The sequence below is a fragment of the Cedecea sp. NFIX57 genome (genome assembly GCF_900177785.1).
In the GTDB taxonomy this organism is placed as follows: domain Bacteria; phylum Pseudomonadota; class Gammaproteobacteria; order Enterobacterales; family Enterobacteriaceae; genus Cedecea; species Cedecea neteri_C.
The window spans coordinates 218,563-234,362 of sequence record NZ_FXAS01000003.1; the positions used below are offsets into that span (position 1 = coordinate 218,563).

Genomic DNA, 15,800 nt, shown 5'->3' on the forward strand with positions numbered 1-15,800 from the left:
GCCCCGATTGATAATTACTCTGCCGGGAGGGTTGGAACGTTGTTGTCGAACCAGGTGGCGTAAATTTTAGCGTAGGTGCCGTCGGCAATGATTTTCTTCAGGCCAGCGTCGATTTTGCCTTTCAGCTCGGTGTTGCCTTTAGCAACCGCGATGCCGAAGTACTGGCGCTCAAACTTGCTGTCCGGCACCAGCTTCAGCGGTTTTTCCGGGTGGGATTTGATGTAGTACTTCACCACGCCCACGTCGCCCACGGCGGCGTCGATACCGTCTTCTGTCAGTTCCTGCAGCATCAGCGGCGTGTTGTCAAAGCGCTTGATGTCGGTGCTGTTTTTACCCAGAACGTCGGACACCACAATGTCGCCGGTGCTGGAGTTAACCACGCCCACTTTTTTGCCTTTCAGCGAAGTTACGGAGTCCACTTTAGAATCGGTCGGTACCACAATAGATTGCTCGGCCGGGAAGTACGGTGTGGAGAAATCGACCATCGCTTTACGTTTGTCAGTGATGGTAATACCGGAAATGATGATGTCGCGATCGCCGGAGTTCAGCGTGGCGAAGATACCTTCCCACGGCGTGTTAACCAGCTTGATATCAAACCCTTCGGCTTTAGCGATGGCTTTGATGATGTCAATATCGAAACCTTCCAGCTGTTTCTGGCTGTTTTCGTATTCAAACGGGCGGTAGGTGCCACCGGAACCCACGACGTAGGTTTGCGCCAGCGCCTGAGCAGAACTGAACAATGCCGCGAGCAAACACCCGCCAGCCACTACTGATTTCATCGCTTTAGTAAACATAGAAGCCCCTGGATATATGATGTTTTTATGCAGTTAATATGCATAAAAATACATAATTACCCGAAATGCAGCAACAGATAATTCACGCTGAGTGATAATTACTGGCACTGAGGCTTGAGAATGGCGTCCAGCACTGGCGCCATATCGGGCCGCCAGGCGCCCTCTTCCCCATCGTAGAATTTCTCATCGCCGTTGACTGCATACGGAATCTGCGCTTTTTGCAATTCACAGGCGACAAACGTCGCCATCGCAACCTGCTGATCGACCGGCAGTTTACTGCCAGGAGACCAGTTGCCGACCCAGGAAAGGTGGCCGGTTTTCTGCTGCCAGTGCACGGCAGTTTCAATGCGGGCATGGATCGCCGCTTTTTCCGCATCCGTCCCCGTCGTCCACTGGTTTTTTCCGTTCCAGGTTTTGCCGTTCCAGTTTTTTGGGCCGCCCGGCATCAGGTGCCAGTCTGCCATGACCAGTCCATGGCGGGATTCAGGAATTTTAAGCGTGGCCAGCGCTTCCGGGGAGGCGTGGTTGCGTGGCGCAACAAAGATATGCCGCTGAGGGCTGATTTTATGAATCGCCTTCACGGTTTTGTCGTAAATCTGGTTGAGCAACTGAGGGTTGGCGCTGAGTTTCTCCTCCGGCTGCCCGATGATATCGAATACCAGCGAATCGTCATTTTTGGCAAAAAAGCGCGCCACGGTCGTCCACCACTCAACAATATCTTCCGCATTTTCAGCGGTCGGTTTCGCTTTCAGCTCCGCTGCCCGGTAGCTGATCACCGGCACGATATGGTATTGCTCGCAGGCATCAACGATGCGCCGTAAATGCACCAGTTTCTGATGGGTTATTGGCCCCGCAACGCGAATACGGACATGGCCAAAGCCTCGCTGCTGAAAGTCACGCACCGTCAGAGGGTCAAATTCGCGGATGCCTCGCTCTGTTACCGCCCAGTCAACGTTCATCCCCACTCCAAGCTGGCTGGTCCAGGTGGGCGGCAAAACATCCTGCTGCGCAGCAAACGAACTGGCACAGAAAGAGAGGGCAACCAGAATAAGAGTTGGCTTTAACATCGGCGGCACGTTACTTAGCGAAGGAAAACTAATATTTAGCATGCTTTTACCGTTTGCGGGGAGTGAGGATTGCAATAAAAAATGAATGGTGATGCAGAGTGTGAAGGATTGCCAAAGCGAACTACTCGTCGCTGAGCACAATGCCGAGCCTGTCTGCCATCTTCACAATCTCTTCCACCACTTCTGGCGTTGAAAATATCCCACAAGCTTCGTGCTGAAATGCTAAATCCTCAGGACGAGTTCTGTCGCCATAAAAAAGGAAAGCACTGCTGTCATCATGCTGTCGGGATTTCCAGACCATGCCGTCAATGGCGGGATTTTGATCGTGAATCGCGCGCGCCCAGCGCTGCGTTTGCGGGTAAACCGGGCGGTCGCTTAACAGAAAAAGCTGCTTTGATAACCCCATCCGGTAAAGGTCTGCCGTTTTAAGCGTCACCAGCGTCAGCTCTCGCCTGAGCACCAGCTGGCTCATTCCCCAGTGCCGCCACGGCCTGATGGATAAAAACCCCCGCCGCTCGCCGCCAATCAGGTCGTGAAAAAGCGTTTCGGCCAGCGCTCCTGCCATGCTGTCTGCCGCATACAGACTCGGCACCAGCCGCCCCTGCCTATCTTTGAAGGGGCTGAACCTGGCACCGCAATCGTTACCGGTCAGTTCGCGCCCAGGATTAAAACCGTTGCCAGGCCAGATCAGGGCATGACAGCGATAAAGGATCTTTCCCGCCGGCAAAGTTTCTTTAAAAATCGGGATCGCGTCTCCCGGTTCAGGAAGTTCAGGGGCAAGCCGCACAGGCTCGCCAAAAAGGGCTCTCGTTTTGGCCTCATCCTTCGGCGCCATCCTGCAGCCTCCTGACCTCGTATTCAGCGGCCTGAAGCACGTTCGCCGGATAAGTAGCAATCATTTCGGCAGGTGTTTTTCCCGCCAGCAGGCCGTTAGAAGTCGCAAACCATTCTGCCAGCCCCCAGGCCGTTTTGTGCTGAGCGAAGGCATCCAGAATGACTTTCATTACAGGTAGAGGACGGTAGTTTTCATCAAGGCCATAGCGCGGATAGACATTCCCAACGCCGCGTTTGATGACCGAGAAAATTTTTCCAGCCGCCTTCCAGCGCGTTGGCTGAGCCGAGACATTCTTCGTCGAGTAACCGCCCAACATGGCGATTTCATGGGTAGTCAGCCAACCTTCGTCCGTTAGCCTGTCCCGCGCCTGTGCCAGGCGGGCCTGGTTAATCACCTCGCGCTGCTGAGCCGGAGGAAGAAAACTGCTTTGTGCCGCGTAACGCTTTGATGAATCTGCAGTGTAGCTTGCTGTTGGTTCATGGGCGACAAGCGCGCCCTCACCGATAAGCTTCTCGCCATAGAGTTCCACCAGCTTTTCATAACCGTCATTAAGCTCCAGCGCCTGCTGTTGCGTTTGTAGCTCTTCGGTTGCCTCCAGCAGATGAGTGAGTTGGGTATGCAGCTCTTCCAGCCCGGAAACGCCACCGCGAAGCGCAAGCTGCAGGGTCAGCCCGGCTTCGCGCTTGCTGTTTTGCTCGCGAACGCCTTTTGCAAGCGTGAGTTTCACGCTCTCGCTGTCAAACAGCACCCGGTCTTTTTTCTTCTCAATACGTCCGGTTTGCCTTGATACCATCGCGCCCTCCAAATAACCCAACTAACCAATCTAACCTTAATAACCCTAACCACTTTATCGCCGGGTACAAAAAATGTCCAGACTGGGGAAGGCAATCTGGGAAGCATCGCCATAAAAAAAGCGCGACGTCTCCGCCGCGCTTCGTAATAGCCTAAGAAAACTTATTTCAATTCAGGCCAGTAGTCTTTGTTCGCTTCAATCAAATCATCAAGAATCGCTTTGGCAACGGAGGCGCTCGGCACGGTTTTCGACAGGGTAATCGCCTGCCACAGTTTCTGATAAGAGCGGTGTTCCCAGGCATCCACCACCAGTTTTTCGACGGCGACCTGCTGGCTCATCAACCCTTTCTGGAACTGCGGGATGTTCCCCACCACCAGCGGCTCCGGCCCGTCTTTGCCTACCAGACAAGGAATTTCCACCATCGCTTCCGGGTCGAAGTTATTGATGGCCCCGTTGTTCGGCACAATCAGCAGCATCCGCTCCTGGGTGTTAAAGGCAATTGCCGTCGCCAGGTCAACGATGTACGAAGCATGCTCGTCAATTTCCAGCTCACCCGCAGAGGATTTCCCGGCGCTGATAATGGCGTTACAGGAACCAAACACGTGTTTCTCGCGGTGATCCATCACTTCGTTTGCCCTGGTGCGCTCCGGGTTTGAGTGCCGCACCACATAGTCAGGATAGAGGTAGTATTTCAGATAGGTGTTCGGCAGCGTGTCCGGATCAAGCGCCCAGACATCTTTTGCTTTGGCAAACGTGTCGTTCCAGCTGGCTTCGGTCCCATGCTCGTCTTTTGGCGGTACATAGCCATATTTAGCCACATGTTCGCGAATTTTAGGCATCAAATCGTTGCCGTCTTTATCTTCTACGTGGGTCCACCAGCCAAAGTGGTTCAGGCCGTAGTAACGCACCTTCATCTCTTTGCGATCCTTCAGGCCCACAATCTGCGCCATGCGGCTTTCGATGCCGATAGGCATATCGCAGATATTCAGGATTTTTGAGTTCGGCCGCAGGCGACGGGTCGCTTCCGCCACAATGGCCGCCGGGTTGGAGTAATTCAGCATCCAGGCGTTTGGCGAATATTTTTCCATGTAATCCACCAGCTCCAGCACGCCACCGATGGAGCGCATACCGTAGGCTATCCCGCCCGGGCCGCAGGTTTCCTGGCCGAGTACGCCGTGGCGCAGTGGGATTTTCTCGTCTTTTTCGCGCATTGGATATTTGCCCACGCGGATGTGCGCCATCACAAAATCCACGTCGCTGAACGCTTCCTGCGGGTCGGTGGTATAGCTGAAGTCGATATCCGGCGCCTGCTCTTTCAGGATGATTTTGCAGGCTTCGGCGATAGTTTCCTGGCGTGCGCCGTCGTTATCGTAGAACTTCAGCGCCCGCAGCGGGAAGCGGTTCTGGTTAGCCAACAGCATCAGCACGATGCCTGGAGTAAAAGTACTGCCGCCGCCTGCTACAACTACCGAGAATTTTTTCATGATACTGCCTCCGTCATGGATAGGTGTTCGTCTGAAGCTTGCTCTTTGATAAGGGTTTCAATCTGGTCGCGAATTTGCGGGACATGCAGCCCGACAATCACCTGAATACCGTTGCCGCTGCGTACCACGCCGTGGGCACCAAGGGCTTTGAACACGTCGTCGGCTTCGGTCAAAGCCATATCGCCGAGGGTGATACGCAGACGAGTCGCGCAGTTGTTCAGGCTGGCAATATTCGCCGCGCCGCCGAGCGCCTGCAGGAAGCCATGCGCCTGCCCGTGCTTCGCATCCTGGCTGACTGCCGCACTGGTTTGCTGCCGTGCCGCCTGGTAATCAGCCTTGCTGTAGAGTTTGATCTCGCTGTCTTCCCGGCCCGGCGTTTTCAGGTTGAAACGCAGAATCAGAGCGCGGAAAACCACGAAGTAGACGCCGGTAAAGGCGATACCGATGCCTATCTGGGTAAAGACCATCGAGGCATGGTTATGGAACATCGGGATCCAGTTTTGCGGCAGGAACTGGTCAAGCAGGCCGCCGCCCATGTTGCCTACCACGCCCGCCATGTACATCACCGTTGCCATCGAGGCGGCCAGGAAGGCGTGAACGGCGAACAGCAGCGGAGAGATAAACAGGAAGGTGAATTCCAGCGGCTCGGTAATGCCGACCAGCATGGCGGTTAACGTCGCGGGGATAAGCAGCCCGGCAACCTTCACGCGGTTCTGCGGCGAGGCGGTGTAGTAGAGCGCCAGCGCGATGCCCACCGAGCCAAACACTTTCGAGTTACCGTGCAGGGCGAAGCCGCCTTCCGGGAACAAGGATTTCAGCGAAGCGGTGCTCTGGCTGAATTCCTGCAGGTGCTGCGCCCAGTACACCTGAATGCCGCCTTCAACCGCCGCCGGGCCGAAGATGAACGGGCCATAGACGAAGTGGTGCAGCCCGGTCGGGATCAGAATGCGCTCAAGGAAGGTGTATACCCAGACGCCGAGCGCCCCGGCACTGCGTAAAAACGCCTGTAGCGATTCGATGCCGAGCTGCACTTTTGGCCAGCCGAGCAGCGTCAGCCAGGCGCAGGGGATCATCACCAGGAAGGCTACAATCACCACGAAAGAGCTGCCCTGGAAAATACCGAGGAACACCGGCAGCGGCTTATCGAAGTAGCGGTTGTGGATGGCGGTGACGATGCCGGAGATAACAATCGCGCCGATGATGCTGGTGTCGAGCGTTTTAATCCCGGCCATCATCGTCAGGCCGCTGCCCGCCGTGGGTTCAAGGCTAAAATCGACGCCGAAGTAGTGTCCCCACGTCATCCCCATCGCATTGATGAAGTAGTTCCAGGTCAGGAAACTGACCAGTACCGTCAGGCAGGCACGTCCCTGGGCCTGTTTTGCCAGACCAATAGGCAGACCCACGGCGAAAATCAGCGGCATATTGCGGAACACCGTCCAGCCGCCTTCTTCGATGATATGAACAATTTGAGCAAACAAGGTGTCGGGTGCGGTGAGCGCTTCGCCAACAAACAGCGGGTTGCGCAGCATGATGGCAAGCCCGACCACGATCCCGGCAAAGGGGAACAGCAAAACCGGGGTAAACATTGCACCACCAAAGCGTTGTATTTGACTGAGCATTTTTAAATCCTCATGTAACAACTTCGTAGAGTAAGAGGCGGCCTTATTTTTTTAGTTGGCCTGAAGCTGAGGATATGAGCGCGGGCGGTGGCACGCCGCGTCAGGCGCAGCGATTCGTGATCGTATTCATGGTTTTTATTTGGTCAAAGTTGTCTACTTTTAAAGTTAAAACTAGACAATTAACCGACATATAACGGCGGGATAACGCCTGGAGATGTCCAGCTATGATCTACAAATCCATTGCTGACCGACTAAGACTGCGGCTTAATTCTGCCGACTACACCATCGGCAGCCCATTGCCTGGGGAAAAGAAGCTTGCCGAGGAATTTGGCGTGTCGCGTATGACGATTCGCAAAGCAGTAGATTTGCTTGTGGGCTGGGGACTGGTCACGCGCCGCCAGGGCAGCGGCACCTGGGTCACCAAAAAAGATGTTCACCACGAAACCACCAACCTCACGGGTTTTGTGGAAGTGATGCGCAGCCAGGGCAAAGAGGTGCTGAGTGAGGTGCTGGAGTTTAACGTGATGCCCGCGCCCCCGGCGATAGCCAGCCTACTGCGCATTAAGATCGACGAAAAAATTTATTACTCCCGCCGCGTGCGCGCCGTCGGCGGCAAGCCGCTGATGGTGGAAGACAGTTACATGCCGGTCAAAATCTTCCGCAACCTGTCGTTGGCCCACCTTGAAGGATCAAAATTCAGCTATATCGAAGACGAATGCCAGATAGTCATCAGCGGCAACTATGAAACGCTGACGCCGGTGCTTGCCGACACCAAAACGGCAAAACTGTTGAACATCGCCGAGGCGACACCGATTTTGCGCATCACTTCGCTCTCCTACAGCGACAAAGGCGAATTTCTTAACTATTCGGTGATGTTCAGAAATGCCAGCGAATATCAGGTGGATTACCACCTCCGCCGGGATCATTCGAGAGTGCCGCCCGAACAGTCGGGCGGCGGTGAGCTATAGCCCCCAGAAAAGTAGCGCCAGCAGCTGAGGCGTAATAATGCGCAGGAACATCACCAGCGGGTAAACCGTGGCGTAAGAAAGCGCGGCGGCTCCGCTGGTCGCATGCAACCCATTGGCAAAGGCCAGCGCAGGCGGGTCGGTCATCGAGCCCGCCAGCATGCCGCACAGCGTCAGGTAGTTCATCTTCACCAGCAGGCGAGCAAGCAGGCCGACGGTAATCAGCGGCACCGCGGTGATCAGAATGCCGTAGCCAATCCAGCTTACGCCGTCACCCACCAGCAGCGTGTCGATAAAATCCCCGCCGGACTTGAGCCCAACCACCGCCAGAAACAGGACGATACCCAGCTCGCGCAGCGCCAGGTTCGCGCTCGGCGGCATAAACCAGTAAAGCTTACCGATGCTGCCGATGCGCCCGAGGATCAGCGCCATAATCAGCGGCCCGCCAGCCAGCCCAAGGCGTAACGCGGCCGGAAAGCCGGGGATAAACAGCGGAATGGAGCCCAGCAGTACGCCGAGCCCGATGCCGATAAACACCGGCAGCATTTGCACCTGCTGTAGCTTGTGCTGCGCGTTACCGACCTCTGCGGCCACCGCATCAATCGATTGAGGCCGTCCGACCAGATTGAGGATATCGCCAAACTGCAGGCTGGCGTTGCTGCTGGCCACCAGCTCGACCCCGGCGCGGTTAAGGCGGGATATCACCACATCGTATTTCTGCTTCAGATGCAGATCGCGGATCTTCTTGCCTAACACCTTTTCGTTGGTCACCACCACGCGCTCAACCCGCAGATCCGTGCCTCGCGTAGAAAGCGAAGTATCCACTTCGTTGCCGATCACCAGCAGCGCTTTGTGCAGATCTTTTTCGGCCCCGACCAGGTGCAGCAGGTCGCCAGTCTGAACGATCGTCCCCGGAGAAGGCACCATCAGCAGTTCGCCGCGCTTGAGGCGGGAGCAGATTATTTCGTCACTGTTAAGAATAGGGATGTCCTGAATTGCCAGACCATTCAGGTTTGGGTTGGCAACGCAGATATTCATGGTGTGCAGCTGGGCGTGATTTTGGCCGCTGCTGGCCTCAAACTGCTGGGCCTCTTTGTCAACGCTGACGCGAAAGGCCATGCGTAACAGCCACATGGTCAGCAGGATGCCGCAAATCCCAAACGGATAGGCCATCGCGTAGCTCATCCCCATTTGGTCAACCAATTGTGCAGGCGTGCCGAGATCGGTCAGGATCTGCTGCCCGGCACCCAACGCTGGTGTATTGGTGACCGCACCGGAGAAGATCCCCAGCACCACCGGCAACGGCACATCAAATAGCGTGTAGACCACTGCGGTGACCAGCGCGCCAAGCACGACGATGAGAATAGCGAACAGATTTAGCCGCAGGCCGGAAACGCGCAGGGACGAGAAGAAGCCGGGCCCGACCTGGATACCTATCGTGTAAACAAACAGGATCAGCCCAAATTCCTGGATAAAGTGCAGCATGTCGCCGTTCAGGCCAATCCCGGCCTGATTCACAAAGTGGCCGACAATAATGCCGCCAAACAGCACGCCTCCGATCCCGAAGCCCACTCCGCGGATCTTGACATTACCGATCCACAATCCCACGACGGCAACCAGCGCCAGCATGCTGACGGTTAACGCTATTCCACTCATATATAATCCCTGTGAATAACATTATTGTTACTAAGGATTCTGGCAGAGCTACGGAGAGGATAATGGGGCGCGGAGCACAAAAAAGGCCCCATTTTCAGGGGCCTTAATACTTAACAGCTGAAACTAAATTAACTGTTCAGCGCGGGACGTTCGCTAATGGCGATCCGCTGTGGAGCTACTTCTTCCGGGATATCGCGCACCAGGTCAATATGCAGCAAGCCGTTAGTGAACGTTGCCCCTGAGACCTTCATATGCTCGGCCAGGGTAAAGCTCAGGCTGAACGGCTGAGTCACCAGCCCCTGATGCAGCCAGTTGATCTCTTTTTCCGGTTTAACCGGCGTGCCCTTCACGCTCAGGCGGGTGCCTTCCAGCTCAATATCGAGATCTTCCTGGCGGAAACCGGCCAGCGCCAGCGTGATGCGGTAATGGTTATCGTCGCTTTTTTCGATGTTGTACGGCGGGAAGCCCTGGCTTTCACCGCTGGACTGCAGCGCATTGGCCAGTTTATCGAAGCCGATCCATTGACGCAGAAGTGGGGATAAATCGTAGTTACGCATAGTGTTTTCTCCTTCTTTGAAGCAAGAAATAACCTGCCCGCATGCGAACGGGCATTGGCTCCCTGACGGCAAGCCAGCTTGATGACGGGCCGCGCGCGGCGCGACCCTATGAATTAGTTGATTTCGATGCGGCGAGGCTTCATCGATTCTGGAATTTCACGTTCCAGGCTGATGTACAGCAAGCCGTTGACCAGGTTCGCGCCACGAACATGGATATTTTCTGCAAGCTGGAATTTGCGCTCGAAGTTGCGTTCGGCAATGCCCTGGTAGAGGTAAGTCCGCTCTTGCTGCTCACCCGCGCGCGCCCCTTTGACGATAAGCAAGTTATCCTGGGCGGTGATCTCAAGTTCGCTTTCTGCGAAACCGGCGACGGCGATAGCAATGCGATAGTGGTTTTCGTCCACTAATTCAACGTTGTACGGAGGGTAGCCGCCGTTACTTTGGCTCTGGTTGTTTTCCAGCAGATTAAACAGACGGTCAAAACCGATGGCGGAACGGTACAGCGGAGAAAGATCGAAGTTACGCATAATAAAAAGCTCCTGAAATCAGCGAGTAAGATGTAAAAGCCTTCCCTTTGGACAGGCCATGAACCTGAGTACCCAATCGGCGTACTCTCTCTGGTTACCCTACTAAAATGTGGCTCGCTTAAAATTTTTCAAGGCGCTTTACTGCAAATTTTTTGCGTCCTGAGGTTTCCTTACATAGACTGGCAAACAGCATAAAAGGTTAAAAATATGCGATAGCCGCCGCAGAGCGGAACGATGGGCATTTTTAAATCACAGGCGGGTGTTATAACTCCGCTGGGGCTGGTACTCCGCCAACCATTGAAGATGACAGCAAAATGATAATGAGAAACTGGTTTCCAACTCTGGTGATTAGCAGCGGGCTGTTATTACTGACCGGCTGCTCAAGTATGATGTCACACAGCGGCGGCAAAGAAGGCGTGTACCCTGGTACCCGAGCCAGTGCGGCAACGCTTGGCGACGACGACACCAGTTGGGCAATCAAGCCGCTGGTTGCACTGGATCTGCCGTTTACCGCCGTGCTCGATACGGTGCTTTTACCGTGGGATATGTTCCGTAAGGACAACTCGGTGAGATCGCGCGTGGAAGCCAGCGAGAAACAAAATCTGGCCACTAATTCCGTTATTCCACCGGCAGAACTGCCCCACTGAATGATTTAAAGACCGGTTTCCGCGCACCATAGCTGGCGGAAACCCTCGATCTCCTGCATCCACGCAACCCGCTTGCCGTCCGGGGAAAAGACGATAGCGTCGCCGGAAGGCGCTTCCCCTTCAGTTGCACCTAATGCCGTAATCGCTCCGCTTTGCGCGTCACACAGCACCACGCGCCCCTGCTGCACAAACCCAAGAACTTTGCCTGAAGAATGCCAGTTAAAGGCCGACTGAATGCCATGTGGGCCCTGGGTCACCTGCCGTGGTTCGCCACCGTTCGGGGAAACCATCCAAAGCTGCACCACGCCGCTGTCGTCTCGCATCAGGAAGGCAAGCTGGCTGCCGTCCGGGCTGCTGCGGATCCAGTGTCGGGGCTGGTTCACCAGGCCCGGATAACGGCGCTCGTGGGTAAAGGTCAGTCTGCGCTGCATCACGCCTTTTGGCGGCGATGGCAGCGTGGTATCGGTGCCGCACAGCGGTTCACTTCCGCCCTGCTGGTACGCCCGCGGCTCATCGGGAAGATCTACGATAAACAGCTCAGGCACCTTCTCGCCGTTTGCCGACCGGGTATCGCCGATAAACGCCAGCGCCCAACGCTGGACGCTCCCGTCTGGCTTCCGGTAGCCGTGTTCCCCGACCCAGCCTTCTTCGTAGGCGCGGTTAATTTCATCGCTGCCGGGCTGCGGATCTGCCGTTGTGAGACTGACCAGCACACAATAGTGGCTGCCGTCATATTCGCGAGGATGCTGTTTTGGCGGCGCTACAGGGCCAAAAGGAAGTGCGATGCCGACGTTACGCAGATCTAAACGCTCATCAAGCTCGTGCATAACGTGGTCGTTGTAGGTAAAGCTCAGGCGGCTACCGTCCGGGCTCCAGACGTGAACGTGGCTACCGCCACGCAGTGCGCCAGGAGTATAAGGTGAGGTGATGTCCATCGCATCAAGATTGCTGGCCTCCCCCTGCGCCACAACCACGCCACGCCGGTGGTGGAAGTCATAGTGCCAGTCGGCGTCCGGGTTCTCCGGGCCGTGAATAAAGACGTAACACTCCGGTTGCCGTGGATTTACGGTCACCACGCCAACATGGGCTCCTTCGGGGGCGCGATACACCACCTCGACGTCACCGTTCTGGGTATTAACTCGCTCGATGGTTGTGCCAGTAAAAGAGGCACCCGATGGCCGCACGTCGAAGGCGAGCCACTGGCTGTCCGGCGTCCAGGTATAGATATTGGTAAGCTGATGATGACGCGGTGCGAAGGTGAGTTGTTTAATCACGGTTTTGCCCTGAAGCGCTGAGTACGCCTCAGGGTAAAAGAATTAGCCGGGCCTTTCCACTTTGCCAGGCAGCCTGCCCCGGAGCCACGCGCAGAACTGGTGGGTTAGCGGGTCATTTTCGCTTTCACGATGGATAAGCCACGCCCAGTCAGCACCGCGTACGCTTTGCTCCACCAGCGGGATGAGCTGCTCGTTTGCCCTTTTTCTGTCTGCCAGCAACTGGCTGACAAGCGCAATACCAAGCCCGTCTGCGGCAGCGTCAAGCAACAATCCTGGATCGGAGAAATTCATCCCCTGACTTTGCTGGCCGACGTCCACCCCGCCAGCCACACTCCAGTGCTCCCAGCTCATCTCGCGTTCGCCGTGCAGCGTGGTTCGCTGTTCTCCCGGGGTTTCCAACACGCTGGGGTGACAGGCTGGATAAAGTCTATCCTTGTACAACACCTCGAAAAGACATCCCGCCTGCTGGCTGAGGTCATCCCGGATAGCCACGTCGATGGTTTCACTGGCCATGTCCGGCGGATCAAAACTGGTGAACAGCCAAAGATCGGTCTGCGGATACCGGCGATTAAAATCCGCCAGATTAGGCAACAGCCAGTGCCTGGCGAAAGCGGGCGTGGTGTTCACGATAAGCTGGTTCGGCTTGCGGTACTGATCGAGCCGACGGATACCCACCGCCAGCTGTTGAAGCATAACCTGCGCGGTGCTGTAGAGATCTTGCCCGGCGTCCGTCAGGCTAACGCTGCGCCCGCTGCGAAAGAACAGCGGCTGCTCCAGATAATCCTCCAGGCTGCGGATTTGCTGGCTGATGGCCGATTGGGTCAGGTGCAGTTCAGACGCAGCCTGGTGAAAGCTTCCCAGACGCGCGGCGGCTTCAAACCCACGTAGGGCATTTAACGGTGGCCAGTGTTGTAACATATCGATAAGCCAGGCTAATCAGATGTCCGCTAAATATATCGTTGGAAGCAGAATTCAGCCAGTGATGGAATATCCACCTGCAACACTGAGCAGAATTTCTTACGTTAAACAGCTATACGGGAGTCCGGTATGTCAACGCGTCGTGAATTTATCAAATGTGCCTCGGTACTGGCCGGGATGGGCATGGCGGGCTCTTTCGGGCTGCCTGTTTCCGCCTTCGCGGCCGCTAGCCCTGGCTGGCGCATGCCTGACGAAGGCGAGTTGCAGCAACGTGCATTTATCGCGTTTGGCGCTCAGCGAGCGATCTGGAAAGATTTTACCCCTGGCGTGCAGGATGCCCTGGGCCGCATCGCGCACGCTATCGCCGGTTTCCAGCCGCTAACGGTTTTTTGTCGCGAACACGAACGTGAGCTGGCGGAGGAAAAATGCGGCAGCCACAACGTGACTTACGTGGTGACTGAGCTGGACGACATCTGGATGCGGGACACCGGCGCGTGCTTTGTCACTTCACCGGAAGGCAAACTCGCCGCCGTGGGCTTTAACTTCAACGGCTGGGGCAATAAGCAGCGGCACAGCAAAGACACGAAGCTGGCGGCATTTATGGCCGAAAAATACGGTGCATCACCGTTCATCCGCAGCGCGCTGACGGGCGAGGGTGGCGGGATTGAAGTGGACGGGCACGGCACCGGTATCATGACCGAAAGTAGCTGGGTAAACGCCAACCGTAATCCGGGCTGGAGCCGCGACCGGGTAGAGCAGGAGCTAAAAACGCAGCTTGGTCTGAGAAAAATCATCTGGCTGCCGGGCATCAAAGGGAAAGATATCACCGACGCCCATGTCGATTTTTACGCCCGTTTTGTTGAGCCAGGCGTGGTGATCGCCAACCTCGATCCCGACCCGGATTCCTGGGACCACAAAGTGACGCAGACTCACCTGGACATCCTCAGGCAGGCAACTGACGCCGAAGGTCGCAGGCTACAGGTTCACACCGTCACGCCGCCGCAGGCTCCACGCGCAAGCCGCTTCAGCGAAGGAAACCCGGATTTTGCCGCCGGATACATCAACTACTTCGTGATCAACGGCGCGATTATTGCCCCGGAGTTTGGCGATGAAGAAACAGATGAGGCGGCGTTTAGTTTGCTGTCGACGCTTTACCCTGAGCGTGAGATTGTGCAGCTTAACATCGACGCAATTGCTGCCGGAGGCGGCGGGATCCACTGCGTAACGAATCAGTTACCCGCCGTGAAATAACAAAAGGGAGCGCGGCTGACGCTCCCTCTTATTTAACCCACCCTTTCCACTTTCCCCACCAGCAGGATGTAAGAAAGTGCTCCCAACAGCGCTACCACGGAGATATAAACCAGCGCCGGGGCAAAGCCGTAGCTTTGGGCGAGATAGCCAATCACCAGCGGCACGGTGATCCCGCCCAGGCCGCCGACAAAGTTAAACACGCCGCCCGTCAGGCCAATCAGGCGCATCGGTGCCAGGGAGGACACCAGCGACCAGGTGATGGACGCAAAGCCGTTGCCGAAGAAGGCGATCGCCATCAGCGTCATGATCCATACCGGATCGTTGGTGTAGTTGGCACCCATAATACAGGTAGAGATCAGCAGTCCGCAGATGATTGGCGCTTTACGCGCGATCCCCAGCGAATAGCCTTTACGCACCAGGCGGTCCGCAACCCAGCCTGAAAGCAACACGCCGAAGAAGGCCGCCAGGAACGGCACAGTTGTCATAAATCCTGCCTTCAGCGCGGTAATGCCTTTTTCCTGCGTCAGATAGTTAGGGAACCAGGTCAGGAAGAACCACAGGGTAGACGTGACGGCAAACTGCCCGAGGTACACGCCTACCAGCTTACGGTGGAACACCAGTTTCCAGTCGGCGGCGCTCAGCGGCTTACGCGCTTTCTTTTCTACCGGAGCATCGCCGTCTACGAGGCCACCGCCTTCGCGAATATAGTCCAGCTCGGCAGCGTTAATGCCTTTGCTCTTACGCGGCGGCTGATAAACCTTAAACCAGATAATCGACCAGATGATGCCGATCCCACCGGTTACGATAAAGACCCAGTGCCAGCTTAAAAGCTCCTGAATCCAGATCAGCAGCGGTGTCAGGAATGCCAGGCCAACAAACTGCCCGGAGGTGTAAAAACCTACCGCAGACGCACGCTCGTGCTCCGGGAACCAGCTTGTCACCATGCGGTTATTGGTCGGGAACGCTGGTGCTTCAAAAATACCGGTAATCGCGCGCAGGCCAATCAACGACATCAGGCCGGTCGCAAACCCCTGGAATAACGTGGCAACGGACCATCCCATGATGGCAATAAAATAGGTCAGTCGGGAACCCACGCGGTCGAGAAACCAGCCGCCAGGGATCTGGCACAGGGTATAAAGCCAGGCAAAGGCCGAGAAGATATAGCCCATTTCCGTTTTAGTGATGCCAAATTCTTCCTGAATATGGGCCGACGCGACCGCGAGGTTGGCGCGGTCAACGTAACAAATCACCACCGTAATAAAGATCATTACCAGCGTTAAATAACGGCGGCGCGTAGGTTTCACCGCAGTTGCAGAAATATCCATGATATTTCGTCTCCAAAAAATGGCATGGCGAAGCTGTTCACCATGCCCTGTTATACAGAGGGTGTTTATAATGTTTTATTGTTTACAG

General features: G+C 55.8%; 14 protein-coding genes and 1 pseudogene. 3 read left to right on the top strand and 12 right to left on the bottom strand.

Translation table 11 applies throughout. The features are described 5' to 3' along the window. Window positions 1-14 precede the first annotated feature (14 nt). From B9Y90_RS03715 to B9Y90_RS03740, 6 genes are all read right to left on the bottom strand, one after another. Window positions 15-779, bottom strand: a complete 765-nt coding sequence (locus B9Y90_RS03715; RefSeq protein ID WP_085938922.1) for a basic amino acid ABC transporter substrate-binding protein — start codon at window positions 777-779, stop codon at window positions 15-17. A 113-nt stretch (window positions 780-892) separates the two neighbouring features. Beyond that, a complete protein-coding gene (locus B9Y90_RS03720) occupies window positions 893-1,861 on the bottom strand; it encodes a cellulase family glycosylhydrolase (protein ID WP_039296379.1) in 969 nt (322 codons plus the stop codon). A 121-nt stretch (window positions 1,862-1,982) separates the two neighbouring features. Next, entirely contained in the window at window positions 1,983-2,696 is a 714-nt protein-coding gene (locus tag B9Y90_RS03725) for an RES family NAD+ phosphorylase (protein ID WP_085540252.1), read from the bottom strand. Further along, entirely contained in the window at window positions 2,680-3,489 is an 810-nt protein-coding gene (locus tag B9Y90_RS03730; RefSeq protein ID WP_085540253.1) for a hypothetical protein, read from the bottom strand. The genes B9Y90_RS03725 and B9Y90_RS03730 overlap by 17 nt, the downstream gene beginning before the upstream one ends. A 161-nt stretch (window positions 3,490-3,650) precedes the next feature. Beyond that, window positions 3,651-4,973, bottom strand: a complete 1,323-nt coding sequence (locus tag B9Y90_RS03735) for a 6-phospho-alpha-glucosidase (protein WP_085540254.1) — start codon at window positions 4,971-4,973, stop codon at window positions 3,651-3,653. Beyond that, on the bottom strand, window positions 4,970-6,592 hold the full coding sequence (locus B9Y90_RS03740; RefSeq protein ID WP_085540255.1) for an alpha-glucoside-specific PTS transporter subunit IIBC: 1,623 nt from the start codon (window positions 6,590-6,592) through the stop codon (window positions 4,970-4,972). The genes B9Y90_RS03735 and B9Y90_RS03740 overlap by 4 nt, the downstream gene beginning before the upstream one ends. A gap of 224 nt (window positions 6,593-6,816) precedes the next feature. On the opposite strand from B9Y90_RS03740, the gene B9Y90_RS03745 reads away from it, so the two are divergent. Further along, complete coding sequence (locus B9Y90_RS03745; RefSeq protein ID WP_039288883.1) at window positions 6,817-7,560, top strand: GntR family transcriptional regulator; 744 nt, start codon at window positions 6,817-6,819, stop codon at window positions 7,558-7,560. On the opposite strand, the gene B9Y90_RS03750 is transcribed toward B9Y90_RS03745, so the two are convergent. The 3 genes from B9Y90_RS03750 to ibpA form a co-directional block, all read right to left on the bottom strand. Further along, a complete protein-coding gene (locus B9Y90_RS03750) occupies window positions 7,555-9,213 on the bottom strand; it encodes a putative transporter (protein WP_085540256.1) in 1,659 nt (552 codons plus the stop codon). The two genes, B9Y90_RS03745 and B9Y90_RS03750, sit on opposite strands and share 6 nt — an antisense overlap. A gap of 128 nt (window positions 9,214-9,341) precedes the next feature. After that, window positions 9,342-9,770: a small heat shock chaperone IbpB gene (gene ibpB / locus B9Y90_RS03755; RefSeq protein WP_039288887.1), complete on the bottom strand. Its 429-nt coding sequence runs from the start codon at window positions 9,768-9,770 to the stop codon at window positions 9,342-9,344. Window positions 9,771-9,883: 113 nt separating this feature from the next. Then, window positions 9,884-10,297 (bottom strand): small heat shock chaperone IbpA, encoded by a 414-nt coding sequence (gene ibpA / locus B9Y90_RS03760; RefSeq protein WP_085540257.1) that lies wholly within the window; start codon window positions 10,295-10,297, stop codon window positions 9,884-9,886. A gap of 314 nt (window positions 10,298-10,611) precedes the next feature. Between ibpA and B9Y90_RS03765 the strand changes: the two genes are divergently transcribed. Next, window positions 10,612-10,944, top strand: coding sequence for a YceK/YidQ family lipoprotein (locus B9Y90_RS03765; RefSeq protein ID WP_139827338.1), 333 nt, complete (start codon window positions 10,612-10,614; stop codon window positions 10,942-10,944). Between the two features lie 5 nt (window positions 10,945-10,949). Here the strand turns inward: B9Y90_RS03765 and B9Y90_RS03770 are convergent, their stop codons facing one another. Together B9Y90_RS03770 and B9Y90_RS03775 are read right to left on the bottom strand one after the other, a co-directional pair. Next, entirely contained in the window at window positions 10,950-12,215 is a 1,266-nt protein-coding gene (locus B9Y90_RS03770; RefSeq protein WP_085540276.1) for a DUF3748 domain-containing protein, read from the bottom strand. A 45-nt stretch (window positions 12,216-12,260) separates the two neighbouring features. Then, the gene (locus B9Y90_RS03775; protein WP_085540258.1) at window positions 12,261-13,136 is read right to left on the bottom strand and encodes a LysR family transcriptional regulator; all 876 of its coding nucleotides are present in this window, start codon (window positions 13,134-13,136) and stop codon (window positions 12,261-12,263) included. 129 nt (window positions 13,137-13,265) lie between these two features. Between B9Y90_RS03775 and B9Y90_RS03780 the strand changes: the two genes are divergently transcribed. Further along, window positions 13,266-14,387, top strand: coding sequence for an agmatine deiminase family protein (locus B9Y90_RS03780; protein WP_085540259.1), 1,122 nt, complete (start codon window positions 13,266-13,268; stop codon window positions 14,385-14,387). A gap of 32 nt (window positions 14,388-14,419) precedes the next feature. Here the strand turns inward: B9Y90_RS03780 and B9Y90_RS03785 are convergent. Next, window positions 14,420-15,756 (bottom strand): annotated as a pseudogene (locus tag B9Y90_RS03785) (MFS transporter). Window positions 15,757-15,800: the final 44 nt, after the last annotated feature.

What these genes read in the sequence shown, in the direction of transcription:
- B9Y90_RS03715 (WP_085938922.1), bottom strand. Translation starts at nt 779, where the DNA reads ATGAAATCAGTAGTGGCTGGCGGGTGTTTGCTCGCGGCATTGTTCAGT.
- B9Y90_RS03720 (WP_039296379.1), bottom strand. Translation starts at nt 1,861, where the DNA reads ATGTTAAAGCCAACTCTTATTCTGGTTGCCCTCTCTTTCTGTGCCAGT.
- B9Y90_RS03725 (WP_085540252.1), bottom strand. Translation starts at nt 2,696, where the DNA reads ATGGCGCCGAAGGATGAGGCCAAAACGAGAGCCCTTTTTGGCGAGCCT.
- B9Y90_RS03730 (WP_085540253.1), bottom strand. Translation starts at nt 3,489, where the DNA reads ATGGTATCAAGGCAAACCGGACGTATTGAGAAGAAAAAAGACCGGGTG.
- B9Y90_RS03735 (WP_085540254.1), bottom strand. Translation starts at nt 4,973, where the DNA reads ATGAAAAAATTCTCGGTAGTTGTAGCAGGCGGCGGCAGTACTTTTACT.
- B9Y90_RS03740 (WP_085540255.1), bottom strand. Translation starts at nt 6,592, where the DNA reads ATGCTCAGTCAAATACAACGCTTTGGTGGTGCAATGTTTACCCCGGTT.
- B9Y90_RS03745 (WP_039288883.1), top strand. Translation starts at nt 6,817, where the DNA reads ATGATCTACAAATCCATTGCTGACCGACTAAGACTGCGGCTTAATTCT.
- B9Y90_RS03750 (WP_085540256.1), bottom strand. Translation starts at nt 9,213, where the DNA reads ATGAGTGGAATAGCGTTAACCGTCAGCATGCTGGCGCTGGTTGCCGTC.
- ibpB (WP_039288887.1), bottom strand. Translation starts at nt 9,770, where the DNA reads ATGCGTAACTACGATTTATCCCCACTTCTGCGTCAATGGATCGGCTTC.
- ibpA (WP_085540257.1), bottom strand. Translation starts at nt 10,297, where the DNA reads ATGCGTAACTTCGATCTTTCTCCGCTGTACCGTTCCGCCATCGGTTTT.
- B9Y90_RS03765 (WP_139827338.1), top strand. Translation starts at nt 10,612, where the DNA reads ATGATAATGAGAAACTGGTTTCCAACTCTGGTGATTAGCAGCGGGCTG.
- B9Y90_RS03775 (WP_085540258.1), bottom strand. Translation starts at nt 13,136, where the DNA reads ATGTTACAACACTGGCCACCGTTAAATGCCCTACGTGGGTTTGAAGCC.
- B9Y90_RS03780 (WP_085540259.1), top strand. Translation starts at nt 13,266, where the DNA reads ATGTCAACGCGTCGTGAATTTATCAAATGTGCCTCGGTACTGGCCGGG.